The organism is Rhizobacter sp. Root1221 (assembly GCF_001425785.1).
GTDB lineage: Bacteria > Pseudomonadota > Gammaproteobacteria > Burkholderiales > Burkholderiaceae_C > Rhizobacter.
The window spans coordinates 18,757-42,862 of sequence record NZ_LMDI01000012.1; the positions used below are offsets into that span (position 1 = coordinate 18,757).

The 24,106-nt window shown below is 70.2% G+C and carries 22 protein-coding genes and 1 pseudogene; 10 read left to right on the forward strand and 13 right to left on the reverse strand.

From position 1 onward, the window contains the following. Nucleotides 1-21 precede the first annotated feature (21 nt). Entirely contained in the window at nucleotides 22-1,461 is a 1,440-nt protein-coding gene (locus tag ASC87_RS33705) for an alpha/beta hydrolase family protein (protein WP_369820749.1), read from the reverse strand. A gap of 188 nt (nucleotides 1,462-1,649) precedes the next feature. Then, nucleotides 1,650-3,630: pseudogene (locus ASC87_RS33170) on the reverse strand (FAD-dependent oxidoreductase). Nucleotides 3,631-3,775: 145 nt separating this feature from the next. On the opposite strand from ASC87_RS33170, the gene ASC87_RS09925 reads away from it, so the two are divergent. Further along, entirely contained in the window at nucleotides 3,776-4,468 is a 693-nt protein-coding gene (locus ASC87_RS09925) for an SGNH/GDSL hydrolase family protein (protein ID WP_056660314.1), read from the forward strand. On the opposite strand, the gene opgC is transcribed toward ASC87_RS09925, so the two are convergent. From opgC to ASC87_RS09950, 5 genes are read right to left on the reverse strand one after another with little or no spacing between them, the layout of a single operon-like run. Further along, nucleotides 4,413-5,567, reverse strand: coding sequence for an OpgC domain-containing protein (gene opgC, locus ASC87_RS09930; protein ID WP_082568522.1), 1,155 nt, complete (start codon nucleotides 5,565-5,567; stop codon nucleotides 4,413-4,415). The two genes, ASC87_RS09925 and opgC, sit on opposite strands and share 56 nt — an antisense overlap. A gap of 48 nt (nucleotides 5,568-5,615) precedes the next feature. After that, complete coding sequence (gene bioF / locus ASC87_RS09935) at nucleotides 5,616-6,773, reverse strand: 8-amino-7-oxononanoate synthase (RefSeq protein ID WP_056660317.1); 1,158 nt, start codon at nucleotides 6,771-6,773, stop codon at nucleotides 5,616-5,618. 30 nt (nucleotides 6,774-6,803) lie between these two features. Then, on the reverse strand, nucleotides 6,804-7,478 hold the full coding sequence (gene bioD, locus ASC87_RS09940; protein WP_056660320.1) for a dethiobiotin synthase: 675 nt from the start codon (nucleotides 7,476-7,478) through the stop codon (nucleotides 6,804-6,806). Further along, nucleotides 7,475-8,776 (reverse strand): adenosylmethionine--8-amino-7-oxononanoate transaminase, encoded by a 1,302-nt coding sequence (gene bioA / locus ASC87_RS09945; RefSeq protein WP_056660323.1) that lies wholly within the window; start codon nucleotides 8,774-8,776, stop codon nucleotides 7,475-7,477. The genes bioD and bioA overlap by 4 nt, the downstream gene beginning before the upstream one ends. 1 nt (nucleotide 8,777) lies before the next feature. Then, a complete protein-coding gene (locus tag ASC87_RS09950) occupies nucleotides 8,778-9,290 on the reverse strand; it encodes a chorismate pyruvate-lyase family protein (RefSeq protein WP_056660326.1) in 513 nt (170 codons plus the stop codon). Nucleotides 9,291-9,307: 17 nt separating this feature from the next. Here ASC87_RS09950 and pabB point away from each other — a divergent pair, with 17 nt between their 5' ends. Next, entirely contained in the window at nucleotides 9,308-10,705 is a 1,398-nt protein-coding gene (gene pabB, locus ASC87_RS09955) for an aminodeoxychorismate synthase component I (protein ID WP_162255142.1), read from the forward strand. On the opposite strand, the gene ASC87_RS09960 is transcribed toward pabB, so the two are convergent. The 5 genes from ASC87_RS09960 to gstA all read right to left on the reverse strand — a co-directional run bounded on the left by ASC87_RS09960 (nucleotide 10,689) and on the right by gstA (nucleotide 16,180). Beyond that, the gene (locus tag ASC87_RS09960) at nucleotides 10,689-12,488 is read right to left on the reverse strand and encodes an AsmA family protein (protein ID WP_056660332.1); all 1,800 of its coding nucleotides are present in this window, start codon (nucleotides 12,486-12,488) and stop codon (nucleotides 10,689-10,691) included. The genes pabB and ASC87_RS09960 overlap by 17 nt on opposite strands. Before the next feature lie 9 nt (nucleotides 12,489-12,497). Continuing rightward, the gene (locus ASC87_RS09965) at nucleotides 12,498-13,463 is read right to left on the reverse strand and encodes a lysylphosphatidylglycerol synthase domain-containing protein (protein WP_056660335.1); all 966 of its coding nucleotides are present in this window, start codon (nucleotides 13,461-13,463) and stop codon (nucleotides 12,498-12,500) included. Further along, the gene (gene clsB, locus ASC87_RS09970; protein WP_056660338.1) at nucleotides 13,460-14,701 is read right to left on the reverse strand and encodes a cardiolipin synthase ClsB; all 1,242 of its coding nucleotides are present in this window, start codon (nucleotides 14,699-14,701) and stop codon (nucleotides 13,460-13,462) included. Before clsB ends, ASC87_RS09965 begins: the two co-directional genes overlap by 4 nt. Next, nucleotides 14,698-15,486: an endonuclease/exonuclease/phosphatase family protein gene (locus ASC87_RS09975; protein WP_056660341.1), complete on the reverse strand. Its 789-nt coding sequence runs from the start codon at nucleotides 15,484-15,486 to the stop codon at nucleotides 14,698-14,700. The genes clsB and ASC87_RS09975 overlap by 4 nt, the downstream gene beginning before the upstream one ends. An 88-nt stretch (nucleotides 15,487-15,574) precedes the next feature. After that, complete coding sequence (gene gstA, locus ASC87_RS09980) at nucleotides 15,575-16,180, reverse strand: glutathione transferase GstA (RefSeq protein WP_056660344.1); 606 nt, start codon at nucleotides 16,178-16,180, stop codon at nucleotides 15,575-15,577. A gap of 124 nt (nucleotides 16,181-16,304) precedes the next feature. Between gstA and ASC87_RS09985 the strand changes: the two genes are divergently transcribed. From ASC87_RS09985 to ASC87_RS10005, 5 genes are read left to right on the forward strand one after another with little or no spacing between them, the layout of a single operon-like run. Next, on the forward strand, nucleotides 16,305-17,177 hold the full coding sequence (locus tag ASC87_RS09985) for a pirin family protein (RefSeq protein WP_056660347.1): 873 nt from the start codon (nucleotides 16,305-16,307) through the stop codon (nucleotides 17,175-17,177). 52 nt (nucleotides 17,178-17,229) lie between these two features. Next, entirely contained in the window at nucleotides 17,230-17,598 is a 369-nt protein-coding gene (locus ASC87_RS09990) for a glutaredoxin domain-containing protein (protein ID WP_056660350.1), read from the forward strand. A gap of 2 nt (nucleotides 17,599-17,600) precedes the next feature. Next, entirely contained in the window at nucleotides 17,601-19,079 is a 1,479-nt protein-coding gene (locus ASC87_RS09995; protein WP_235582128.1) for an alpha/beta fold hydrolase, read from the forward strand. Continuing rightward, the gene (locus ASC87_RS10000; RefSeq protein ID WP_082568524.1) at nucleotides 19,076-19,849 is read left to right on the forward strand and encodes an ATP-binding cassette domain-containing protein; all 774 of its coding nucleotides are present in this window, start codon (nucleotides 19,076-19,078) and stop codon (nucleotides 19,847-19,849) included. Before ASC87_RS09995 ends, ASC87_RS10000 begins: the two co-directional genes overlap by 4 nt. Further along, entirely contained in the window at nucleotides 19,846-21,009 is a 1,164-nt protein-coding gene (locus ASC87_RS10005; RefSeq protein ID WP_056660356.1) for an ABC transporter permease, read from the forward strand. The genes ASC87_RS10000 and ASC87_RS10005 overlap by 4 nt, the downstream gene beginning before the upstream one ends. 115 nt (nucleotides 21,010-21,124) lie before the next feature. Here the strand turns inward: ASC87_RS10005 and ASC87_RS10010 are convergent, their stop codons facing one another. Continuing rightward, the gene (locus ASC87_RS10010) at nucleotides 21,125-21,514 is read right to left on the reverse strand and encodes a hypothetical protein (protein WP_157603947.1); all 390 of its coding nucleotides are present in this window, start codon (nucleotides 21,512-21,514) and stop codon (nucleotides 21,125-21,127) included. Between the two features lie 189 nt (nucleotides 21,515-21,703). Here ASC87_RS10010 and ASC87_RS10015 point away from each other — a divergent pair, with 189 nt between their 5' ends. From ASC87_RS10015 to ASC87_RS10020, 3 genes are all read left to right on the forward strand, one after another. Continuing rightward, on the forward strand, nucleotides 21,704-22,420 hold the full coding sequence (locus ASC87_RS10015; protein ID WP_162255143.1) for an autoinducer binding domain-containing protein: 717 nt from the start codon (nucleotides 21,704-21,706) through the stop codon (nucleotides 22,418-22,420). Between the two features lie 129 nt (nucleotides 22,421-22,549). After that, nucleotides 22,550-22,708: a hypothetical protein gene (locus ASC87_RS31760; protein ID WP_157603948.1), complete on the forward strand. Its 159-nt coding sequence runs from the start codon at nucleotides 22,550-22,552 to the stop codon at nucleotides 22,706-22,708. Nucleotides 22,709-22,804: 96 nt separating this feature from the next. After that, the gene (locus ASC87_RS10020) at nucleotides 22,805-24,052 is read left to right on the forward strand and encodes an HlyD family secretion protein (protein WP_157603949.1); all 1,248 of its coding nucleotides are present in this window, start codon (nucleotides 22,805-22,807) and stop codon (nucleotides 24,050-24,052) included. Nucleotides 24,053-24,106 lie beyond the last annotated feature (54 nt).

Consider the following 24,106-nt stretch of genomic DNA (forward strand, 5'->3'; position numbering starts at 1 on the left):
TGCCGCGCCGTCTCCTGCGCCTCAGGGGCAGGGGCGCGCGGCGGCGATCGCGGCCCGGCTCGCATTGACGGCCGCACTTTCGTCGGTGCCGAGCGTGTTGTTGGTGAACGTGCAGCCGTACGTGGTGTCCGCCACGGTGGCGGGGGTCAACACGTCGTCACCGGCCGGTTTGGCGCCGCCACCTTCCCACGTCACCATCGCGTCGAACGCGGCCACCTGCTCCTGCACGGTGAAGTCGCAGTGGGCGGCCCCGCGGATGGCCCGCTGCACGAGCCAGGCGCCGTTGCCCTTGGCCTCCACGCGGCGCCGGTAGATCTGCTCCATGCTGAACGGCACGTACATGTCGCCCAGCGTGTGCAGCGACACCACGGGGATCTTGAACTCGCCGTTGACCTTGGGCACCCAGCGCAGCCCGTCGCGGCGCAGGCGGTTGAAGTCGGTGGCCGCAGTCAGCTTCAGCGCGGCATCGTTCAGGGCCGTGGAGCCGGCCGTGTCGCCGTCGATCGTGTAGGTGAAGCGGTTGGTGTCGGCGGATGCTTTGTTGAAGATGCCGTTGACGGTGCCGTCGCCACCGAACGTGCCCCACACCACCCCGGTGTACGGACCACCGAAACCGAGGTCGAACAGCGGCCGCGGGCCGCCGGTCAGGTTCTGCATCACCAGCGCGTACTTCTGGCCGTTGGCGGTGGGCACGGCGGTGGATGCCGTGAACGTGGAGAACAGGTTCGCGGTGACGCTCGCCTTGATGTCGGCCCAGCTGCCAATGGGGTTCGCCGGTACGCCGGCGAGGGCCTGGGCGGTGATTTGCGCGGCGGCCAGGTAGTCGAACAGTTCGGTGTCACCCACCACCCCGCACATGGGTACCGCACCGTGGTATTTCACCTTGTGGTTCGCGGTGGCGTAGGTCTCGTCCTCGATGGCCGCGGCCGTGATGTGCCCGCCCATCGAGTGGCCGGTGATGTAGGTCTTGGTGGGGGCCGCCAGCGGGCGGCCCGCCGCGGCGGTGATCTTGTTGAACTCGAGCGCGAGCGCGTTGGTGTCCTCCACGCCGGCGCGCACGTCGTAGTAGTTCTTGCTGTAGCTGGACGCGGCCCAGGCGTAGCCGTTTTGCAGCAGGTGGCGCCGGAGCGAGGGGTTCTGCACCCCGAGGGCGCTGCCGGTGCCGGCGTAGCCGTGGGCATACATCACGAGCTTGCCGTTCCACGCGGCCGGCACTTCCACCCGATAGGCGGCGCCGTTCAGCACCCCGGCGTAGCGGCTCGCGCCGTCGGTCTCGGGCGAACCGTTGGCCAGCGCGGTGAACGTGGCCCCCGTGGGGTCGGCGGGCGTGAACGTGCGGCTGTCCTGGGCACGGGTTTCCTCCGGCGCGGGGGGAGCGACGGTGTCGTCTCCACCCCCGCACGCCACGAGGAACACAGCGCCGGACAAGGCCAGCAACCGAAGGGAGGTCAGGTCGTTCATGGGGGCTCCTGCAGGATCGTTCTGGTTGGCGGGTGGGCCCGCGAGCCCACCCGAACCGACGAGACTAAGACGCCCCTTGCCCGCCCGCTTCGGGAGTTTCCCGTTCGCAGCGGTCCCGGCCGCGACAGGCAGGTTTTGTCTGCCAGAACGCGGGTTCTGGCGCCGCGTCGAAACCGGATACCGCTGGGTCAGAGGCCCGCCGCCAGGCGCGGTGCCTTGCGAGATGGCCCGCTTGGCGTCGAGTTCCGCGGCCTCGTCCGCGCCACCGATCAGGTGGGTGGACACGCCCGCCGCACGCAGCGGTTCGAGCAGTTCGCGCAGCGGCTCCTGGCCGGCACACAGCACCACGTGGTCGCACTCGATCAGCGTGCCGTCGCGGTGGTCCTCGCCGAAGGTCACGAACAGGCCTTGCGGGCCGATGCGCTCGTAGTTGACGCCGCCGACCATCTCGACCGACTTCATCGCGAGCGCTGCCCGGTGGATCCACCCGGTGGTCTTGCCAAGGCCCTTGCCCAGCTTGCCGGGCTTGCGCTGCAGCAGTGTCACCTGGCGGGCCGGCGGGGTGGGTGCGGCGCGCACGACGCCGCCGCGCACCGCGCCCGGATCGGTCACGCCCCACTCGGCCTGCCAGGCCGCGAGGTCCAGCGCGGGTGAGTGGCCGGGGGCGGTGACGAGGAACTCCGCCACGTCGAACCCGATGCCACCCGCGCCGACGATGGCCACGCGGGCGCCCACCGGCTTGTGGTGCAGCAGCACGTCGATGTAGCTCAGCACGTTGGGGCCGTCGCTGCCGGGGATGCGCGGGTCGCGCGGGTGCACGCCGGTGGCGAGCACCACGTCGTCGTACCGGCCGGCCACCAGCGTGGCCGCGTCCACGCGGTGGCCCAGGCGCTGCTGAACCCCGGTGGCGTCGAGCCGGCGGGTGAAGTAGCGCAGCGTCTCGTTGAACTCTTCCTTGCCGGGCACCTGGCGGGCCATGTTGAACTGGCCGCCGATCACCGCAGCGCTCTCGTACAGGTGCACCTCGTGGCCGCGTTCGGCGAGGGTGGTGGCCGCGGCCAGGCCGGCGGGCCCCGCGCCCACGACGGCCACCCGCTTGCGCCGCCCGGCCGGGGTGATCACGAGCGTGGTTTCGTGGCCGGCACGCGGGTTCACGAGGCACGTGGCGAGCTGGGCCTTGAAGGTGTGGTCGAGGCAGGCCTGGTTGCAGGCGATGCACGTGTTGATGTCGGCACCGCGCCCGGCCGCGGCCTTGTTGACGAACTCGGCATCGGCCAGCAGCGGGCGGGCCATGCTCACCATGTCGGCGCACCCGTCGGCGAGCACCTGCTCGGCCACCTCGGGGGTGTTCAGCCGGTTGCTGGTGATGAGCGGTGTGGTGACCCCGGCCGCCTGCAATTCCTGGCGCATCTTCCGGGTGACCCACGCGAATGCGCCGCGCGGCACGCTGGTGGCGATGGTGGGGATGCGGGCCTCGTGCCAGCCGATGCCTGTGTTGATCAGCGTGGCACCGGCCGCCGCGATGGCCTTCGCGAGTTGCACGGCCTCGGGCCACGAGCTGCCGTCCGGGATCAGGTCGAGCATCGACAGGCGGTAGATGATGATGAAGTCGGGGCCGGTGGCCTCGCGCACGCGGCGCACGATCTCGAGCGCGAGGCGCATGCGGTTCTCGTAGGCCCCGCCCCACTCGTCGGTGCGGTGGTTGGTGTGGGTGACGAGGAACTGGTTGATCAGGTACCCCTCGCTGCCCATCACCTCGACGCCGTCGTACCCCGCCTCGCGGGCGAGCGATGCACACCGCACGAAGGCGCGGATCTGCCGCTCGATGCCGCGTGCCGTGAGTGCCCGCGGCGTGAACGGCGAGATGGGCGACTGCAGGCGCGACGGTGCCACGCAGAACGGGCTGTAGCCGTAGCGGCCGGTGTGCAGGATCTGCAGCGCGATCTTGCTGCCTTCGGCGTGCACGGCGTCCGTCACCTCGCGGTGGCGGCGTGCAGCGCCGTGGGTAGCCAGCGTGCCGCCGAACGGTTTGACCCAGCCCTCGATGTTCGGCGAGAAGCCGCCCGTGACCATCAGGCCTACGCCACCTCGGGCGCGTTCCGCGAAAAACGCGGCCATCGCGCCGAAGTGCTTGCGGCCGTCCTCGAGGCCGGTGTGCATGCTGCCCATCAGCACGCGGTTCTTCAGCGTGGTGAAACCGAGGTCGAGCGGGGCGAGCAGGTTCGGGTAGGCGGTCACGGCGAAAAATCTCGTGGTTCGGTAGGGGCATTGTGCGCAACGGCAAGATGGGCGGCTCACGACAGGAGGGTTCGCCGTGAAAACCTGGATCAAGACCACGTTGGCCGTGGCCGGCCTGCTTGGCGCGGGGGCCGTTGCCCACGCGCAGGTGGTGGCGCCAGCCACCAAGGCATCCGTGCACCAGCGGCGCTGGCAGGCGGCCATCGACGCCTTCGCGGCGGAAGACCGTGCCCATGCACCCGAACCGGGCGGGGTGCTGTTCGTGGGCAGTTCGTCGATCCGGCTCTGGACGTCGTTGCAGTCCCAGTTCAAGGACGTGCCGGTGGTGCAGCGCGGGTTCGGCGGCTCGCGGCTCCTCGATTGCACCGAACACGTGAAGGAGCTGGTGGTGCCGTACCGGCCGCGCCTCGTGGTGCTGTACGCGGGTGACAACGACCTGGCCGAAGGACGCTCCCCGCAGGACGTGGTGGCGAGCCTGCGCACGTTCGTCGAGGGGGTGCGCAGCGCCCTCCCCGCCACCCGCATCGCCTACGTGTCGATCAAGCCGAGCCCGTTGCGGGCCGCGCTGATGCCGCGGGTGCGCGAGGCCAACGAACTGGCCCGGGCCTACCTGGCGGGTGACCCGCAGCTGGCCTACGTGGACGTGTTCACCGCGATGCTGGACCCGCAGGGCCAGCCGCGGCGCGAGTTGTTCCAGCCCGATGCGCTGCACCTCAATGCACAGGGGTACGCGCTCTGGCAGGCGGCGCTGTCGTCCGTCGTGAAGTGATGGCGCGGCGCGTGGCCCATTGCTGCACACGCGCCACGGCGTAGAGCAGCACGAAACCGCCCACGAGGATCACGGCGTCCACCCACACCGGCCGCCCGGGGCGGAACTCGCCCACCAGGGCCAGCGCGACCAGCGCCAGCACCAGGTGGCCACAGAACACCGTGAGCGATGCGGCACCGAACGCTTCGAGGACCCGCAACCGCGGCAGGTGCCGCTGGAGCCAGGGGGCGAAGTGCATCGCCAGCAGCATCAACGCCAGGAAGTCGAGCAGGCGCAACGGCCCGAGGTGCCATTTGTCGAACAACAGGTTCAACGCCGGCCGGTCGCCGAACGGCACCTGGCCGACGGCATGGCGCCATACCAGGCAGACCACGGCATACACGGCCGCGGTGGCCACCATCGCGCGCGGCAACGGCCCGGCCGTGCGGGCGGGCGTGACACTGACCGCGCCCATCCACAGCCCCAGCACCCACAGGAATTGCCAGGCGAGCAACGCGAACGACCCGGTTTCCGCGGCCGGCACCGGCAACCCGGTGAGGTCGACCGCGTGCGCGTACAACCAGCCGCCGAGCCCGAACTGCGAGGCGAACCACAGGGCGAGGCTGCCGGCGAGGATGCCCGTCCAGCCCTGGTGCAAGCCATGGAGCAGCAGCACCGGGCTCGCGAGCATGAAGACGATGTACATCGGCAGGATGTCGAGCAGCGGCGGGTTGTACAGCAGCAGCGCGGCGCCGAACACCGCCGCGGCCGGGTCCTGGCGGAAGAACGAGGTCAGGTTGGCGATGGCCGTTTCGTCGGTGAAGAGGTCGATGAACCCCACCACCGTGAACAGGAACACCAGCAGCGCGGCCTGGCACGCGTAGATCTTGAGTGCGCGGCGCAGGAAGGCTTCGCGCATCTCGGGTTCGCCATCGCGCCGCGCGCGCAGCGTGTAGACGATGCCGGCCATGTAGGCCGACAGCATCACGAACCCTTCGGCTGCCGAGACGTACCCGAGCGGTTGCCCGAGGGGCACCGCCACCCGGGTGGGCAGGTGCGTGAGGATCATCAGCACGAGCATCAGCCCGCGCAGTGCGTCGAGTTCCCAGCGGCGGGTCATGGAAGGGTCAGGAAGACCTCCCTCACCCGGCAAACCGCGTTCCCGCGGTCAGGCCACTTCGTGCAGGACGGCCACGAGGCGGTCGATGTCGGCCTCGGAATGGGCGGCCGACAGCGAGATGCGCAGCCGCGCCGTGCCTTCGGGCACCGTGGGCGGGCGGATGGCCGGGGCCCAGATGCCGCGCTGGCGGATGGCCTGCATCACGGCCAGCGCCTCGGCGTTGCCCCCGATGATCAGCGGCTGGATCGCGGTGGGTGAGGCGGGGTGTTCCCACGGCAGGTCGGCCGTGCCGGCGCGCAGCCGGGCGATCAGGCGGTGCAGGTGCTCGCGGCGCCATTCCTCCTGCTCGATGACCTTCACCGACGCCCGCAGCGCCTCGCCCACCATGGCCGGCGAGGCGGTGGCGAAGATGTAGCTGCGCGCGCGCTGCATCAGCCACTCGATGACGGTGGGGTGGCCCGCCACGAATGCCCCGGCGCTGCCCGCGGCCTTGCCGAGCGTGGCCATGTAGATCAGGCGTGGCGAGTCGATGCCGCAGTGCGCCGCGGTGCCGCGGCCCTGGGGGCCCAGCACGCCGAAGCCGTGGGCGTCGTCGATCATCAGCCAGGCGTCGAAGCGTTCGCACAGCGCGATCATCTCGGCGAGCGGGGCCACGTCGCCGTCCATGCTGAACACCGCGTCGGTGAGGATCAGCTTGCGGCGGGCGGTGGACCGCTGCAGCGCCTCGGTGAGCGCGGTCAGGTCGTTGTGCGGGTAGACGTGGATGTCGGCCCGCGACAGGCGGGCGCCATCGATCAGGCACGCGTGGTTCAGCGAATCGGAGAACACCGCGTCACCCCTGCCGACCAGCGCCGGCACGAGCCCGATGTTGGCCACGTAGCCCGAGCCGAAGTACAGCGCACGCGGCAGCCGCACGAAGTCGGCGAGCTCGTGTTCGAGGGCATCGATGGCGGCGCTGTGGCCGCTGACGAGCGGCGACGCCCCGGCGCCCACGCCGTACGTGAGCGCCCCCTGGCGCGCGGCCTCGATCAGCGCCGGGTGCTGCGACAGGCCCAGGTAGTCGTTGCTGCAGAACGCCAGCACGGTGTTGCCGTCGACACGCAGGTGCGTGCCGTCCACGGCTTCGATGACCGGGCGCTTGCGGATCAGGTGGGCGTCGGCCAACCCCTGCAGGGCGGTTTCGAATTCGAGGGTGGGGTCGATCATTGGGGTACAGGTTTCGGGCAATCGGCCATCTTAGTCCCGTCCCGCACCCTCCAGCCAGACCACCTGATCCGGCCGCGGCACCGCCATGCGGGGCACGTCGGCCCACATCGGCGCCCCGAGCCGCGCGGCGAGCGTGGCGATGTTGTCCGCTACCGACGACATCGCCGGATCGATGCGGTTGGCCACCCAGCCGGCCAGGCGCAGGCCGCGGGCGCGCACGGCCTCGGCCGTCAGCAGCGCATGGTTCAGGCAGCCCAGGCGCAGGCCCACCACCAGCACCACCGGCAGCGCGAGGCGCTCGGCCAGGTCGGCACCGGTCTGGGTGTCGTTCAGCGGCACGTGGAAGCCGCCCGCACCTTCCACCACGACGGCATCGGCCAGCGCGGCCAGTTGCCGGTAGCGGTCGGCGAGGAGGTCCACGCTGATGACCTGCCCGGCCGCACGCGCCGCGAGGTGGGGCGAGAGCGGCAGTGGCAGGCAGTACGGGTTGTCGAGGCCCCGGGGCACGGCCAGCGAGCCGGCCGCACGCAGGGCCACCGCGTCCTCGTTGTCGGGGCCGCCGGGCAGGTCGATGGTGCCGGCCGCCACCGGTTTCATGCCCACGACCCGCGCATGGGTGCGCCGAAGATGGTGCAGCAGCGCGCAGCTGACGAGGGTCTTGCCCACCTCGGTGTCGGTGCCGGTCACGAAAAAGGCGGTGGTCATGCCGTGGCCTCCAGCGCCGCGAGGGCGTTCGACGCGAGCCAGGCCGTGGCCTCGTCGTCCAGCACGTACGGGGGCATGAAGTACAGCGTGGAACCGATGGGGCGCAGCATCAGCCCGCGTTCGAGGGCGGCTGCGTGGTAGCGCTGCGCGAACGTGGGGTCGTCGGTGGCCACGTCGAACGCCCAGATCATGCCGAGCTGGCGCGAGGCGGTGACCAACGGGTGCTGCGCGATGGGTTCGCTGAGCGCCGACAGGCGCGCGGCGGTGGTGCGGTTGTGGGCGAGCCAGTCGCGCTGGCCGAACACCTCGAGCGTGGCCAGCGCGGCGCGGCACGCGAGCGGATTGCCGGTGTACGAATGCGAGTGCAGGAAGCCGCGTGCGGTGCGGTCGTCGTAGAAGGCATCGTAGATGGCATCCGTGCACAACACGGCCGACAGCGCGAGCGTGCCGCCGGTGAGGCCTTTCGACAGGCAGATCAGGTCGGGCCGGATGCCGGCCTGCTGGTGCGCGAACATCGTGCCGGTGCGGCCGAAGCCCACCGCGATCTCGTCGACCACCAGGTGCACCTCGTACCGGTCGCACAGCGCGCGCACCTGCCGCAGGTACTCGGCATCGTGCATCGCCATGCCGGCGGCACACTGCACCAGCGGCTCCACGATGAATGCCGCCACGTCGGCGTGGTGCTGCTCGAGGTAGGTGCCCAGCACGGCCGCGCAACGGCGGGCGTGGTCGGCGGCCGATTCACCCGGGGCGGCACCGCGGGCGTCGGGGCTCGGCACCGTGGCGCTGACCCGCACGAGCGGGCCGTAGGCCTCGCGGAAGATGGGGATGTCGGTCACCGACAGCGCGCCCACGGTTTCGCCGTGGTACCCGTGTTCCAGGCCGATGAAGCGGTGCTTGCCCGGGCGGCCGCGGTTGCGCCAGCTGTGCGCGCTCATCTTCAGCGCGATCTCGGTGGCCGAGGCACCGTCGCTCGCGTAGAAGGCGTGGCCCAGGCCCGTCAACTCACCCAGCCGTTCGGAAAGGTCCACCACCGGCTCGTGGGTGCAGCCGGCCAGCATCACGTGCGACAGGCGGCCAAGCTGTTCGGTCATCGCGGCCACGATGTGCGGGTGGTTGTGGCCGAAGAGATTGACCCACCACGAGCTGATGCCGTCGAGGTAGCGTTTCCCGCCGGTGTCGATCAGCCACGGGCCCTCGGCGCGGGCGATGCCCAGCAGCGGCCGGGTCTCCAGCTGTTTCATCTGGCTGCACGGGTGCCAGACGGCGCGGCGGCTGCGTTCGATGAGGGTTGTCATGTCAGGCCTCCTGCACCATGCCGTCACGGTACACCTCGAAGATCAGCATCAGCGGGGTGGTGGGGGTGACCACGCGGTAGCTGCGGCTGGCGTGCGGGTCGGGTTGGCCCACGTGCGACCACAACACGTCCGACAGGCCGGCCGAACCCGGCACGGTTTCCCGTTGCACGAACAGCTTTCCCAGCAGGTGGCCCACCGGGGCCTGGCCCGCGTCGAGACCGGCCAGGAACCAGTCGGGCACCGCGTCGAGCCGGGTGTACGACAGGTTGTCCATCATCACGCGGTCGTGCGCATGCAGGCTCGTGACGCGTTCAAGCCAGCGCTCGCCGCCCAACTGCGCGCGCACCGCGGCGGGCACGTCGGCCGTTTGCCGCTGGTGGTGCAGCTGGACGATGACGGGCCGGCGCGCGAGCGCCTCGCACACCCGCGTGGTGGAACCGTCGAGCGCCAGCAGCGCGCGCAGCAGTGGCGCGTGGGCCGGCTCGGCGGGGAAAAGTTGTCGCTCTACACTCATGCGCCCAGGATCTCGTGTTGCCGAAGTTGACGCCCAGGATCGTACCCCTTGACCTCTCCGCGTCGCCGCAGGCGGTGTGCGCGCGCCTGCGCGGCCGGGGCGACACGGTGTTGCTGGAGAGCAGCAAGGCGATGCCGGGGCTCTCCGGGTGGTCGTGCGTGGCCGGGCCTCCGGTGGCCACGCTCGAGGCGGGGGAACACGAAACGGTGTTGCGCCGTGCCGATGGCACGGTGGTCAACCGCTGGACCGACCCGTTCCACGCCCTGCGCGACGTGCTGGCCGGCATCGCCCACACGGGCCCGCTGCCCCACGGGGTGCCGTTTGCCGGGGGGCTGGCCGGGTTCGTGGGATACGACCTGGCGCGCCACGTGGAACGCCTGCCGGTGATCGCCGCGGCCGACCCCGCCCTGCCCCGCCTGCGCCTGCACCTGTGCGACCACGTGCTGGCCTACGACCACGCGGCCGCCCGCTGGTGGAGTTGCACCACCGGCGGCCACGGGCCGCGCCGGGCCGCGGTGTGGGCCGAGACGCTGGCCCGCGCCCGCGGACCCGACCCGGCGCCCGGTTCGTTCGGCGCCGCACCGCTCGTGTCACGCACCGGGCCCGACCGTTACCTCGCGGATGTGCAGCGGGTGCTCGACTACATCGCGGCCGGTGACATCTTCCAGGCCAACCTGTCGCACCGCCTCGAAGGCGCGTTCACCGGCGACCCGTGGGCGCTGTACACGCGCCTCACGGCACTGAACCCCGCGCCGTTCTCGGCGTACCTGGAGGGCGGCGGCCTGGCCATCGCCAGTGTGTCGCCCGAGCGGTTCCTGAAGCTCGACGGCCGCGACGTGGTGGCGCGGCCCATCAAGGGCACCCGCGCCCGCGACGCCGACCCGGCACTTGACGGCGAACAGCGCGACGCGCTGGCGGCGAGTGTCAAGGACCGCGCCGAAAACGTGATGATCGTGGACCTGATGCGCAACGACCTGGGCCGTGTGGCCGACACGGGCAGTGTGTCGGTCGAGCGCCTGTTCGAGATCGAGGCCCACCCGAGCGTGTGGCAGATGGTGTCGACGATCCGCGCGCGGCTGCGGGCCGGGCTCGGTGCACCCGAGCTGCTGCGGGCCTGCTGGCCACCGGGGTCGATGACCGGGGCGCCGAAGGTGCGCGCGATGGAGATCATCGAATCGCTGGAGCCCGTGCGGCGCGGGCCGTACGCGGGGGCCATCGGGTACTTCGACGCCAGCGGGGCCATGGACCTGTCGGTGGTCATCCGCACCGCGGTGGTTGCCGCGGGCCGGGTGATGGTGCAGGTGGGGGGTGCGGTGGTGGCCGATTCACTGCCCCAGGCCGAACTGGATGAAACCTACGCCAAGGGCCGGCTGCTGGTGCAGGCCCTCGCCGGGGGTGTCAGCGGGACGCCTTGACCGCCGGGGCGGTGTCGCAACCGCCCGCCGGGCCGATGGCCTCGGCCTTCACCAGCGCGATCCGCGCATCGTCGAATGACCCGGTGACCTGGATGGACTGGTGCAGCGCGAGCACGGCCGTCTGTTTGGGGGCCGGGGTCAGCAGCAGGTCGAAGCGCTGTCCGCGCAGGTCCACCTGACCGCGTCCATCGATGCGGGTCTGGGCGGTGTCGAGCAGCAGCGGGAACACGTCCCCGCGGCCGTCGCGCAACACCACGTCCACGCGGGCGCAGTGGATGGGCACGTCGGCCGCGCCCCCCACCTTCGCCCGCAACAACTTGCCGCCGTTGAGCGCCAGCTTGGCATCGAGCGCCGCGGACAGCCGGCCGCCCTTGAGCTGGGCGCTGCCCTGTCCGGCCGCATGCGCCACGAGGTCGTGCCACGTGGCACCGCGGCTCGTGAGCTTGACCTGCCCCGACACCGGCCCGGTGGCCTCGCCACCGTCGGGCAACGCGGGCAGCAGCTGCTCGAGCCGCAGGTTGTGCCACGACAGTTCCACGCGGGCGGCGGGTGGCTGCTGGCGCGCGTCGAGCACCAGAAGCCCCTGCGCGTGGCCGCCGGCCAGCTGCGCCTGCACCGGGGTCAGGTCGAGCAGGCCGTCGTCGAGGTGGGCCTTCGCGCGCACCTGGGCGAGCGGCGGCAGGCCCGGCACGTGGAGGGTCTGCACGTTCACGGCCACGTCGCCGTCGAACGGGCGCAGGTCGAGGCGGCTGCGCTTCGCGGGCGCGACCGGTGCGGCGGAAGGTGCCGCCTTCGGCCACAGGTCGGTGACGTGGGTGGTGCGGCTTGTCAGCGTGGCGTCCAGGAACGGCCGGTCGGCGCTGGCGTTGAAGCGTGCCTCCCCGGCGAGGTCGGAACGGCCCACCCGGGCCTGCAGGTCGGTGAAGGTCCACAGGCCCTCGGCCTTCGACAGGTGGGCGGTTGCCTGGTAGGCGGCGGTGTCGGGCCACGCGTGGGGCAACAGGCCGTGCAGGTCCGCGAGCGATGGGCCGGCCACGCGCAGGCTGGTGTCCACCGCGGTGAGCTTGAACAGGTCGGTGACCTGGCCGTCGACCTCGGCGCGGGTCTTGCCCGACGTGGCCGCCACCCGCAGCGAAAACGGCTCTCCCGTTTCCAGGAACGTGAGGACCCGTGACGTGGTGGCGGTGCCGGCAAACCGGGCATCGCGGAACGTGCCGTCGAAGTCGATGCGGGTGGTGAGCGGTGCGCCGTTGCCGACGGGCACCTCGGCGGGCAAGGCCTCCGCGGCGGTGCGCACGTCGAAGCCCGCGGCCTCGTGCACGAACCGCAGCTGGCTGTGACGGGCCTCGAGGCGCAGGAACTTGAACTTGCCGGGTCCGCGGTCGCCGGGGTTGCGCAGCCGCCAGTTCCGCAACCCGTCGGCGCGGCGCTCAAGGGCCACATCGGCGTCGACCAGCACGAGCCGGGAGACCACCGGGCGGCGCTCGATCAGGCTGCGCCACGCGAACGTGAACGACACCTCGCCCACCACCGCAAACGGCTGGCCGGCGGTGGTGCGTGCCCAGGGGGCGTTGGGGATGTGGACCTGGCGCAGGCGTACCGTGGGGTCGAGGCCGGTGAACGAGAGGTGCAGGTCACCGATGCGGATCGCACGGCCCGAGCGTTCGGACAGGTGGTTCTCGAGCGGGGTGCGAAACCAGTTCCAGTCCCACACCGCGGCCGTGGTGCCGAGGGCCGCGGCCACTCCGATGAACACGACGGTCTTGCGGCCAGGCAGGGTCATCGGACCATGTTAGGCGCTTTTGCGCAGCGCCTTGGCTCGGGCCTCCACGAACAGGAACGTGACCGTGGCCACGATCAGCGGGCCGAGGTAGTAGACCGCGCGGTACGCGAGCAGCGCCCCGAGCAACTCGCCCTTGGGCACCTGGTGCGACAGCAGGGCCACGAACACCGCCTCGAGCACCCCGATGCCGGCGGGCACGTGCGTGATGACCCCCGCCACCGCGGCCACCAGCAGCACGCTCAGCACGGCGGGATAGTCGATGCGCTGCTGCAGCAGCACGTACACGATGCTGGCGATCAGCAGCCAGTTGGCACACGACATCACGAGCTGCAGCCCCGCGATGCGCCACGACGGCAACGCGATCTCGTGTCCCCGCACGGTCCAGCTGCGCCGCGTGGACGCGGCACAGGCCAGCAGGTACGCGGCGGCCATCGCGAGCAGCACCCCGCCGAGCACCTGCAGGCCCTCGCTGCCGAGCTTCCAGTCGGGCGGCAGCGCCAGCGGGCGCAGCAGGAACACGGTGCCGGCGAGCACGATGTAGCCGAGCCAGTTGGTCAACATGCTCATCGTCAGCACGCGGGTGATCACCACGTTGTCGAGGCCGAGCCGCGCATACAGCCGGTAGCGGAACGCGAACCCGCCCACCAGCGCCCCGAGGTTCAGGTTGAACGCATAGCTGATGAACGTGACGAGCATGACCCGGCCCGCGCCAAGCGGGTGGCCCGTGAGGTGGCGGCCGAACAGGTCGAACGTGCTGTACAGCGTGTAGCTGGCCAGCGCGAGCAACGCACCGAGGGCGACCACGCCGTTGGGCAGCGCCAGCACGGTGTCCCACACCTCGTCCCATTCGATGGCACGGGCCTGGTGGAACAACAACCAGGCGACGAGGCCGAAGAAGGCGATCGTCAGGACCCGTTTCGCGACGGGCCACAGCGACGAGGGGGCTCGTTCGGCGAGGCCGCCAGGCGGGCTCATCGCGCCTCCGGGGTTTCCGTCACGCGGGTCATCCCCTCCAGGCTGGCCGCGCCGGGATGGTCATCCACCTGCGGGGTCACGACCTTCGGCACGTGGGCTGGCAGCCATCCGGCCCAGGCCGGGTAGCGGCGCAGGAAGTGGAAGACGAAGAAGCTGCGCACGAGGTGGAACACGTTGCGCGCGGGCAGGCGGTCGGCCGAGATCTGCTGGCAGCCATTCTCGATCAGGGCCTCCAGGCGTTCGCGCAGGTGGCGGTTGAACGCCCGGTCGCGGATGAACAGGTTGGCCTCGAGGTTGAGCGACAGGCTCAACGGGTCGAGGTTGCTGGACCCGACCGTGCTCCATTCGTCGTCGGTCAGCGCCACCTTGCCGTGCAGCGGGCGCGCGCAGTACTCGTAGATCTGGACGCCGGCACGCTGCAGGTGGTCGTACAGCATCGCGGCGGCCGTCTTGACGATGGGCATGTCGGGCTCACCCTGCAGGATCAGCCGCACGCGCACGCCGCGGCGCGCCGCGCGCCGCATTTCCTTCAGCAGCCGGTAGCCTGGGAAGAAGTAGGCGTTGGCGATGGTCACTTCCTTGCGCGCGGCGCGGATGGCCACGCGGTAGTGGCGTTCGATGTCGGTGCGGTGGTCCTGGTTGTCGCGGGTCACGAACAGCGCGGCGGCCTCGCTGCCCGTCTGGCGCTGCGGGTCGTGTTCGCGGCGGAACCAGTGGCGGCGCGGGTCAGCGTTGGCGATGGCGGCGCGGGCGAATGTGTGGATCTCGGCCACGATGGGTCCTTCGACCTTCACCGCATAGTCCTGCTTCGCCTGCGGGCCGAAGTCCGCCAGGTGGTCGGCCGAGTAGTTGAGGCCCCCCACGAACGCCACGGCCTGGTCCACGACGACGATCTTGCGGTGCATCCGGCGGAACACGTTCGTGCGCATGCCGAGGAAACGGGGTTTGGGGTCGAACGCGCGCAGGCGCACGCCGGCCCCGGCCAGCGGGCCGATGAACGCAGGCGTGAGTTCGGACGAGCCGAAGCCATCGACGAGCACGTCCACGCTCACGCCACGCCGCCCGGCTTCGACCAGCGCGGCGTGCAACTCCCAGCCCACCTTGTCCTCGAACACGATGAACGTCTCGAGCACGACCTCGTGTTTCGCGTGCCGGATCGCGTCGAACACGGCGGGGAAAAAGGCCTCGCCGTTTTCCAGCAACTCGAAACGGTTGCCGGTGGTCCAGCGGGCGTTCACAGCGCGATCTCCGCCGCGAGCGGTGCGTGGTCGGAGAGGTGCGACCACGGTTTGCGCGGCAGCACGAACGGGGCGTGCACGGCGGCGTTGCGCACGTAGATGCGGTCGAGCTGCAACATGGGAAACCGTGCCGGGAACGTGCGGGCCGAGCGGCCGTTGGCCTTGACGAATACCTCGTGCAGGCCCGCCCCCTTCTCGAGGATGCGGTGGGCGTTGCGCCGCCAGTCGTTGAAGTCGCCGGCCACCAGCAGCGGGGCGTCGGCGGGCACTTCTTCACGCACCATCTGGCACAGCATGTCGAGCTGCTTGCGGCGGTGAGCCTCCTGCAGGCTCAGGTGCACGCAGATGGCGTGGATCTCGGGCTTGTGCTCACGCCCCGGCACCTTCATCACCACGTGCAGCAGGCCGCGGCGTTCGGGCCCGGCGATGGACACGTCGCGGTTCTCGTGGTGGACGATGGGGTACTTCGACAGCACCGCGTTGCCATGATGGCCGTGCGGGTACACGGCGTTGCGCCCGTATGCGAACTGCGGCCAGATGGAATCGGCGAGGAACTCGTAGTGCGGGGACTCGGGCCAGTTGTGGAACCGGTCCGGATGGCGCATGTGGGTGCCCTGCACTTCCTGCAGGAACACCACGTCGGCCGACACCGCCCGCACCGCCTCTCGCAGTTCGGGAAGGATGAAGCGGCGGTTCAGGGCCGTGAAACCCTTGTGCGTGTTCACCGTCAGTACCTTGAACGTGAACTCGGCCTTGGGCGCGGCCGACGGGGGGTTGTGGCTCATGCCTCCGGTTTTACCGGAGGGCGCCCGCCGCGGCTGTAGGAAAAGACCGAGGGCCGGTGCAGGCCCACGGCCCGCCCTCAATGGTGCATCACACCAGGCCTTCGGCCTTCAGCGCTTCGCCCACCGCGGGGCGGGCGCCCACTCTCGCCACGAAGGCCAGCAGGTTGGGCAGGTGGTCAGTCGCAATGCCCACGAGTTTCGTCCAGTTGACCACCGTGTAGAGGTAGGCGTCGGCGACGGTGAAGGTCTCGCCCATCAGGAAACTCTTGCCCGCGAGCTGGCTGTCGACCCAGGCGAGGCGGTGGCGCAGCCAGTCCGTGAAGATGGCCTTGGCGTCGGCGGGCATGGCTGGCACGAACAGCACGCCGAACGGCTTGTGCAGTTCGCTCGTGATGTAGTTGAGCCATTCCTGCAGGCGGTAGCGGGCCATCGTGCCGGCGGCCGGTGCGAGTTGCTTCTGCGGCACCTGGTCGGCGATGTACTGGACGATGGCGGGCCCCTCGGTGAGCCGTTCGCCGTTGGCGATCTCGAGCACCGGCACGGCCCCCTTCGGGTTGATCGTGTAGAAATCGGTGCCGTCGGCCATCTGGTGGGTCTTGGTGCTGGTGCGCACCAGCTCGAACGCCAGGCCTGCTTCGCGCAACACGATGTGGGGCGACAGCGAACAGGCGCCGGGGCTGTAGTAGAGCTTCATGCGGACTCCGGATCGGATGGGACAACACGACATTAGACCCGCCCGGCGGACCATGCAATCCGTTTGAGTGCTGGCGTCAAATCGCCGCCATGTGAATTCCGGCGTACGCCACTACATTGAATTCATGAACACACCGACTCCCACCCTGACGCTTTCCCGTACCGTCGAACGGCAGGTGCGCGGCCAACCCACCTCCGACGGCGACGGCGTGAAACTGACCCGTGTGCTGACGCAGCCACTGCAGCGCCGGCTCGACCCGTTCCTGATGCTGGACGCCTTCGGCAGCGATGCCGCGAGTGACTACATCGGTGGCTTCCCCACCCACCCGCACCGCGGCTTCGAGACGGTCACATACATGCTGGCCGGACGCATGCGCCACCAGGACAGCGTGGGCAACGTGGGGCTGCTGGAACCCGGCAGCCTGCAGTGGATGACGGCCGGCCGGGGCATCCTGCACTCCGAGATGCCCGAGCAGGAGGAAGGCCGCATGGCCGGCTTCCAGCTGTGGGTCAACCTCGCGGCGAAGGACAAGCTCGCCGCGCCCGGCTACCAGGACGTGCCGCCGGCCGGCGTCCCGGTGGTGACCCTCGCCGACGGGGTGTCGGTGCGGGTGCTTGCCGGGGCAACCCGCGGCGTGACCGGTGCCGTGACCCGGCCCACCACCGAACCGCTGTACCTCGACGTGACGCTGCCCCCGGGCACCGCGTTCGAGCAGCCCATTCCGGGCACGCACAACGCGTTCGTGTACGTGTTCGGCGGGGTGGTGGACGTGGCGGGCACGCCGGTCGAGAGCGACCGCATGGCGATCCTGTCGAACACCGAGGGCGCCGACGGCGTGCGCCTCGAGGCGGTGGGCGACACCGCGGCGCGGGTGCTGATCGTGGCCGGCCGGCCGCTGAACGAGCCCATCGTGCAGTACGGTCCGTTCGTGATGAACACGCAGGCGGAGATCCAGCAGGCGTTCGAGGATTTCCAGCGCGGCGTGCTGGCCACCTGATGTGTCGCATCGGCTAACCTTCGGGCTCCTTACCGGAGCCTGGAGCCCGCCGATGCCCCGTCAGATCCTCGAAGAATCCCGCCTGCACCCCGCCATCCGCGAGCACGTGGCCAACCTGCACGCGGACATCGTCCACAACGTGCAGGCCGCGGCCGCGTCGAACGCGGTGCTGGTGGTGGGCATGTCCGGGAACCCGGAGTGCCGCAAGGCACGCAAGGCGCTCGACGGGGCTGGCGTGACCCACCAGTACCTCGAATACGGCAGCTACTTCAGCCAGTGGCGGCGCCGCAATGCGCTGAAGATGTGGGCCGGCTGGCCCACGTTCCCGATGGTGTTCGTCAAGGGCGCGCTGGTGGGGGGTAACCACGACCTGGGCCGCCTGATCGCCAGTGGCGAACTCAAGCGCCTGCTCGGCCAGTGATCGTGCGGCGCGCGCTTGTCCTTGCGCTGGTCCTGGCGTTTGGCCTGCTCGGGGCCACAGCCGGCGCGCGGGCCGACGGCCCGCTCACCCCGTGCCGCATCGACGGGCACCGCAACGAGGTGCTGTGCGGCCAGGTGCGCCGCCCGCTCGACCCGGCCCGCCCCGGCGGCCCCGCCATCGACATCCACTACGTGGTGGTGCCGGCGCTCGCCCGGCGCAAGTTCCCCGACCCGGTGTTCCTGATCCCGGGTGGCCCGGGGCAGAGCGCCTCGGCGGTGCTGCCCCAGGTGCTGCCGCTCTTCCAGCGCCTGAACAACCGGCGCGACATCGTGTTCGTCGACCAGCGTGGCACTGGCCGGTCCGAGCCGCTCGAATGCGAAGACCCGCGCCACCAGTCCGTGGCCGACCAGACCGACCCCGAGCGGCTGCGCCGCCAGATGCTCGTCTGCCGCGACCGGCTCGCCGCCCGTCCCCACCTGGGCGGGCCCGACGGCCTGAAGTTCTTCACCACCCCCATCGCCATGCAGGACCTGGACGCGGTGCGCGCCCGGCTCGGCGCCGAGCGCATCAACCTGGTGGCCGCGTCGTACGGCACCCGGGCGGCGCTCGACTACCTGCGCCAGTTCCCGCGCCATGTGCGCCGCGCGGTGCTCGATGGCGTGGCACCACCCGACATGGTGTTGCCGGTGAGCCAGTCGGTGGACGGCCAGGCCGTGCTCGACGCCCTGCTCGAGGCGTGTGCCCGCGAGGCCGGCTGCGCGGCCGACTTCCCGCAGCTCCGCCAGGACTGGCACACGCTGCTTGCGGGACTGCCCCGCACCGTGGAGGTGCCCCACCCCGTCACCGGCCAAACCGAACGTTTCGTGCTCACCCGCGACATGGTGTTGTCTGCCGTGCGGGGCGCGCTGTACGCCCCGGTGCTGGCATCGGCGCTGCCGGCGGCCATCCACGACGGGGCTGCGGGGCGCTGGCAGGGGCTCATGGGCCTTGGCAGCAGCCTGTTCTCCAGCAAGGGGGGGCGCATTGCCGCCGGCATGCATTTCTCCGTCGTGTGTGCTGAAGACGTGCCGCGCATCCCGCTTGCCCGCGACGGCCTGGGCAAGGACTTCGGCGAGGGCGAGGGGCTGTTCTACCAGCGGGTGTGTGCCGACTGGCCGCGTGGGGACGTGCCCGACACGTTCTACACGGTGCCGCCCAGCCCGGCGCCGGTGCTGCTGCTGAGCGGTGGCCTCGATCCGGCCACCCCGCCCCGCCATGCCGAGCGGGTGGCCGGGGCCTTGGGGCCCAACGCCGTGCACGTGGTGGTCGACCACGCCGGCCACGGGGTGCTTGCGCTCGGCTGCCTGCGTGACGTGTGGTTCCGCTTCCTCGACACACCCGACGATGTGTCGGCGCTGCGCATCGACACCGCCTGCGCGAAAGCGGTGCCGCGCCCGCCCGCATGGCGGGCGGTGCGGTTCCCGGCGGAGGGCACCCGATGATCGTCGTCAAACACCTCGCGAAGCAGTTCATGCCGCCGCGCCGCTGGTTGCGTCCGGCGCCCGACCCGGTGCGTGCCGTGACCGACGTCAGCTTCACCGCACCCGACGGCCACATCCTCGGGCTGCTGGGCCCCAATGGCGCTGGCAAGACCACGTCGCTGCGCATGCTGGCGGGGCTCATCGAACCCGACGCGGGCCACCTGGCGGTCGACGGCGTGGACGTCAGGACCCGACCGCAGGAAGCCATCGCGCGCATGGGGGTATTGAGCGATGCCCGGGGCCTCTACCCGCGGCTGACCGCCCGCGAGAACATCGTGTATTACGGCTTGCTGCAGGGCCTGCCACGCGACAGGGCGGAAGCGCGTGCCACCGAACTGGCGCGGGTGCTCGACCTCACCACCCTGCTCGACCGCCGCACCGAAGGATTCAGCCAGGGCGAACGCATGAAGACGGCGCTGGCCCGCGCCCTCGTGCACGACCCCGCCAACATCGTGCTGGACGAACCCACCAACGGGCTCGACGTGATGGCCACCCGCGCGTTGCGCGAGGCGCTGCGGCACCTCAGCACGCCCGCCGGTGGGAGCAAGTGCATCGTGTTTTCCACCCACATCATGCAGGAGGTGGAGCGGCTGTGCGACAGCGTCACCATCGTGTCGCACGGGCGCACGGTGGCCACGGGCACGGTGGCGTCGCTGCTGGAAGCCACGCTGCAGACCGACTTCGAGGAGGCCTTCGTGGCGCTGGCATTCAACGACGAGGACGCGGCATGAAGGCGGCGTGGGCGGTGTACTGCAAGGAGATCGTCGATGCGCTGCGCGACCGGCGCACGCTGGCCGTGGTGCTGGTGTCGAGCGTGTTGCTCGGGCCGCTGGTGCTGGTCGCGCTGTCGGGCCTGCTGGCGCAGTTCGAGCTGCAGGCGGAAAAGCGCGTGGTGGTGGTGAGTGGCATTGAACATGCCCCGAGCCTGAAGAACTACTTCGAACGCCAGACCTACACGGTGCAGGCCGCGCCGAAGGACCACGAAGACCTGCTGCGCCGCTCGAAGTTCGGCGACCCGGTGCTGGTGGTGCCCGAGGGGTTCGAGGCCGCGCTGTTGCACGGTGACCGCCCGGTGCTGGAGATCGTCTCCGACAGCGGAAACCGCCAGGCCGAGGCCGGCGCCGGGCGGGTGCGCCGGTTGGTCGACGGGTTCGCGCGCGAGCGCGGCGCGCTGGCGCTTGCGATGCGCGGGGTCGCCGCCGAGGTGCTGGAGCCCGTCGACCTGGCCGAACGCGACCTGGCGAGCCAGCAGTCGCGGGCGTCGCAGCTCACGTCCATGTTGCCCTTTTTCGTACTGATGGCGGTGTTGTACGGTGCATTGAACGCCGCACTCGACACCACCGCGGGTGAACGCGAGCGCGGGTCGCTCGAGCCCCTCGTGATGACCCCGGCCCCCCGGGCCGCGCTGGTGGCCGGCAAGTGGGCCGCCGTGGCGTCGGTGTCCACGCTGATCGCGGTGTTGAGCTGCCTGAGTTTCCTGCCATCCCAGTGGCTGTTGCGCAGCGACACGCTGCAGGCCCTGTTCCAGTTCGGCTGGGTCGAGGCCGGCCTGTTCATCGCGGTGCTGGTGCCGCTGGCCTGCGCGTTGTCCGCGCTGTTGATGGCGCTTGCCATCCGTTGCCGCACGTTCAAGGAAGCCCAGGCCGCCAGTTCCGTGCTGCTGCTGGCGGTGTCGATGCTGCCGCTCGTGACCATCTTCAACCAGGACGGCGAGGCGCCCTGGCACCTCTGGGTGCCCGCCCTGGCCCAGCACACCCTGATGACCCGCGTGCTCAAGGGCGAACCCCTGCCCTTCGAGATGATGGCCGTCCCCCTCGGCGTGTGCACCGTGCTGAGCGTGGTGGGCGTCGTCGCCGTAGCCAAGTCCCTGCGCGCCGCCGCAGTACGCTGAAAGCGGGGCAAAGCGAGCGAAGCAAAGCGCCAGATCAAGCCACCCGCGAGGTCCGGCTCCGCCGGCCGACCCGGGGTCGCCCCGTGGGGGCAGGAGGCGCCAGCCGACTGGGGGGCTAATGGGACTGCAGCATTTGCTCGCTTTCCAACGCCCGCTTCACCTCCGACTGCCACGGCAACGTGCGCACCAGCTCGTTCAGGTACAGCGCCACCTGCATGTTGGACAAGGCTTCGCCCCGGGGCCCGAGGAGCCGGAGGTTCGTGACCAGGCCCAGCGGGTCGGCCATCGCGAACACCCCTTGCTTCAGCTCCACCCAGTCCCACGCCACGCCGGCCACCGCCTTCGACGACGAGGAATTGCCCCAGAGGGTTTGCCCCATGCTCGGATGCGCCGTGTCACCCGGATTGAGCACGCTCGTGCCCAGGTGCACGAAGTGCAATTCGGGTGTGGATTGCGCCTTCAGCAGCACCGGCGGCCAAGCACATACGATCCAGGCGGGCGTCATAGGGGTTGACGGGTCGCTATACGATCCCTGAGCATTGCAATCTGCCAATCATCTTGCGCGGCGGTGCAGCCTCACAAGCTGTAAACCATGGCATCTGTAAACCCTGACAGGGCCCTTGACGGTCAACAGGATGGTCGACCCACCCCGCCGAGCGGCCCACACGCGATTGGCAATGCGAGAGAGGAGCTCATGCTTCAAAGTGGTTACATGGCGGTGATGCAAGCGGGCAGCCGCGAAGAGTTCCTGTCGGAAATCGTTCGGTTCACCCAACAGCTGGGTTTCCAGACGGTGTCCGCCACGATGGTGCTGGACCACGTGCTCGCCGAGTCGGAGTTCATCACCGTGGACAACGCCCCCGAGGCGTTCCGTACGGCATTCCTGAGCCGGGAGAACTGGCGGCGCGACCCCGTGATGCAGCACTGCAAGCGGCAGAGCGTGCCCATCATCTGGGGGCAGTCCACCTACACCGATGGCGGCCAGGGCGACGTCTGGGAGGAACAGGCGCGCTACGGGTACCGCGCCGGCATCGCGATGGCACTGCACCTGCCCGAAGGCCGGCACTTCATGCTGGGGGTCGAGCGCGACCAGCAGGTGCCGAGCGATCCCACCGAGCTCACGCGCATCGTTGCCGACCTGCAGCTGCTCACCGTGCATGCGCAGGAAGCCGCGGTGCGCATCTTCGTGCCCGTCGCCCCCGACAAATCGGTGGCAGCCAGCCTCACGCCGCGCGAACTCGAGGCGCTGCGCTGGACCATGGAAGGCAAGACCGCGTGGGAGGTGGGCAACATCCTCGGCATCAGCGAACGCACCGCGGTGCTTCACGTCAACAACGCGATGCACAAGCTCGGTTGTGTCAACAAACACCAAGCTGTGTTGAAGGCTTTGCGCCTCGGTTTGTTGCGTTAACTTTGCCGCCTCGCACCTCTGCGGGGCCGCCCTACCTGTAAGAGCTGACACTACCGGCCAGAGGGGCCCGCTGCTGGAATCTGCTTCGTGCATTCAACGAGATGCACCCATCCCCAACCGGAGCAGATCATGCAAACCCAATCCAGCACCGTTCAATCCAAGTCGAACGACAAGCAAGGCCAGAAGCCCGCGTCGCCGCTGCCCGCTCCGATGCCGTTGTCGCCCGAACTTCTGCAGCAAGTGGGTGGTGCCGGTGGCCCGCGCGGCCTGCCGAAGGGTGGTTGGTGAACGTCGCCTCGTTGCGCCGCCCCCGTGCCTGATCAACTCCTCGCGCGTTGAATCCCCGCCCCCCGCGCCGTTCCGGAGCGTCTCGGATTCACCACCATGCCCAGCCTGTTTCGCCCTGAAGTCGCCGAAGGTAGACGTCAGGGTTGGCTGGGCAACATCCAGATCATCCGTCCTGTGTCGCTCACCGCGCTGACGGTCCTCGTGGCCCTCAGCGCGTTGGCCATCGGTTTCTTCTTCAGCGTGGGTGAGTACACGCGCAAAGCCCGTGTCACCGGGTACCTCGTACCCGACCGCGGTGTGATGCGCCTCACCTCCCCGCAGCCTGCACAAGTGCTCGAACGCCATGCCGCCGAAGGCCAGGTGGTCCGGCAAGGTGACGTGCTCTTCGTGCTGTCCATCGAACGCACCACCCCGCAGGGTGACACGCACGAGGCCGTGCTGGCCAGCCTGGCTTCGCGCGAACGCAGCCTGCAGGCCGCCGGCAAGCGTCGCCAGCAATTGCAGGCCGCACAGATGAGTGCGTTGAACCTGCAGCGCGAGAACATGCAGCGCGAGCTGGTGCAGATGGGCGCGGAGGCGAGCCTGCACCGCCAGCGCCTCCAGCTCGCGCAGGAGTCCCTCGCCCGCCTCGAATCGCTGAAGGCCGACCAGTTCGTGTCGTCGGCCCAGGTGCAGGCGAAGGCCGAAGACGTGCTGGCACTGCGTGCCCAGTTGCAGGCGCTCGAGCGCCAGCAGGCTGCGCACCGGCGCGAGATCTCCTCACTCGAGGCCCGCCAGCACGAACTGCCGTTGAGCGAACAGGCCGAGCTGGGTGAAATCGAGCGCGACCTGGCCGAGCTGGCGCAGGAGTCGGCCGAAAACGAAGCGCTGCGGCGCATCGTGGTGCGTGCCCCGCAGGACGGCACCGTCACGGCCGTGGGTGTAGAGCCCGGCCAGTCGGTGGGCGCACAGGCCGCCCTGGCGAACCTGGTGCCCAGCGGTGCCGCGTTGCAGGCACACCTGTTCGCACCGTCGAGTGCCATGGGTTTCGTGCATGCCGACCAGACCGTGCTGCTGCGCTACGAGGCCTACCCGTACCAGAAGTTCGGTCACCAGGTGGGCCACGTGATGCAAGTGTCGCGCACCCCCCTGCCCGCCTCGGAACTGGGCGGGCTGCCGGTGTCGGCGGCGCAGGAACCCCTGTACCGCATCACCGTGGCACTCGACCAGCAGGCGGTGCAGGCCTATGGCCGTGCGCAGACGCTGTCACCCGGCATGCAACTGGAGGCCGATGTGTTGCTCGACCGCCGCCGACTGATCGAATGGATCTTCGAGCCCGTGCTGAGCCTGACTGGCCGCGTTTGACCCGCACCGCATACGCGCCCGCATGCGGCCGGCCACCTGTTTTCTCCCCGGTGT

What these genes read in the sequence shown, in the direction of transcription:
- bioF (WP_056660317.1), bottom strand. Translation starts at nt 6,773, where the DNA reads ATGATCGACCCCACCCTCGAATTCGAAACCGCCCTGCAGGGGTTGGCC.
- ASC87_RS09950 (WP_056660326.1), bottom strand. Translation starts at nt 9,290, where the DNA reads ATGAGTGTAGAGCGACAACTTTTCCCCGCCGAGCCGGCCCACGCGCCA.
- ASC87_RS09965 (WP_056660335.1), bottom strand. Translation starts at nt 13,463, where the DNA reads ATGAGCCCGCCTGGCGGCCTCGCCGAACGAGCCCCCTCGTCGCTGTGG.
- ASC87_RS31760 (WP_157603948.1), top strand. Translation starts at nt 22,550, where the DNA reads ATGCAAACCCAATCCAGCACCGTTCAATCCAAGTCGAACGACAAGCAA.
- bioD (WP_056660320.1), bottom strand. Translation starts at nt 7,478, where the DNA reads ATGACCACCGCCTTTTTCGTGACCGGCACCGACACCGAGGTGGGCAAG.
- ASC87_RS10010 (WP_157603947.1), bottom strand. Translation starts at nt 21,514, where the DNA reads ATGACGCCCGCCTGGATCGTATGTGCTTGGCCGCCGGTGCTGCTGAAG.
- ASC87_RS09990 (WP_056660350.1), top strand. Translation starts at nt 17,230, where the DNA reads ATGCCCCGTCAGATCCTCGAAGAATCCCGCCTGCACCCCGCCATCCGC.
- ASC87_RS09985 (WP_056660347.1), top strand. Translation starts at nt 16,305, where the DNA reads ATGAACACACCGACTCCCACCCTGACGCTTTCCCGTACCGTCGAACGG.
- opgC (WP_082568522.1), bottom strand. Translation starts at nt 5,567, where the DNA reads ATGACCCGCCGCTGGGAACTCGACGCACTGCGCGGGCTGATGCTCGTG.
- ASC87_RS10000 (WP_082568524.1), top strand. Translation starts at nt 19,076, where the DNA reads ATGATCGTCGTCAAACACCTCGCGAAGCAGTTCATGCCGCCGCGCCGC.
- ASC87_RS09975 (WP_056660341.1), bottom strand. Translation starts at nt 15,486, where the DNA reads ATGAGCCACAACCCCCCGTCGGCCGCGCCCAAGGCCGAGTTCACGTTC.
- ASC87_RS10015 (WP_162255143.1), top strand. Translation starts at nt 21,704, where the DNA reads ATGCTTCAAAGTGGTTACATGGCGGTGATGCAAGCGGGCAGCCGCGAA.
- bioA (WP_056660323.1), bottom strand. Translation starts at nt 8,776, where the DNA reads ATGACAACCCTCATCGAACGCAGCCGCCGCGCCGTCTGGCACCCGTGC.
- ASC87_RS09960 (WP_056660332.1), bottom strand. Translation starts at nt 12,488, where the DNA reads ATGACCCTGCCTGGCCGCAAGACCGTCGTGTTCATCGGAGTGGCCGCG.
- ASC87_RS10005 (WP_056660356.1), top strand. Translation starts at nt 19,846, where the DNA reads ATGAAGGCGGCGTGGGCGGTGTACTGCAAGGAGATCGTCGATGCGCTG.
- ASC87_RS33705 (WP_369820749.1), bottom strand. Translation starts at nt 1,461, where the DNA reads ATGAACGACCTGACCTCCCTTCGGTTGCTGGCCTTGTCCGGCGCTGTG.
- gstA (WP_056660344.1), bottom strand. Translation starts at nt 16,180, where the DNA reads ATGAAGCTCTACTACAGCCCCGGCGCCTGTTCGCTGTCGCCCCACATC.
- ASC87_RS10020 (WP_157603949.1), top strand. Translation starts at nt 22,805, where the DNA reads ATGCCCAGCCTGTTTCGCCCTGAAGTCGCCGAAGGTAGACGTCAGGGT.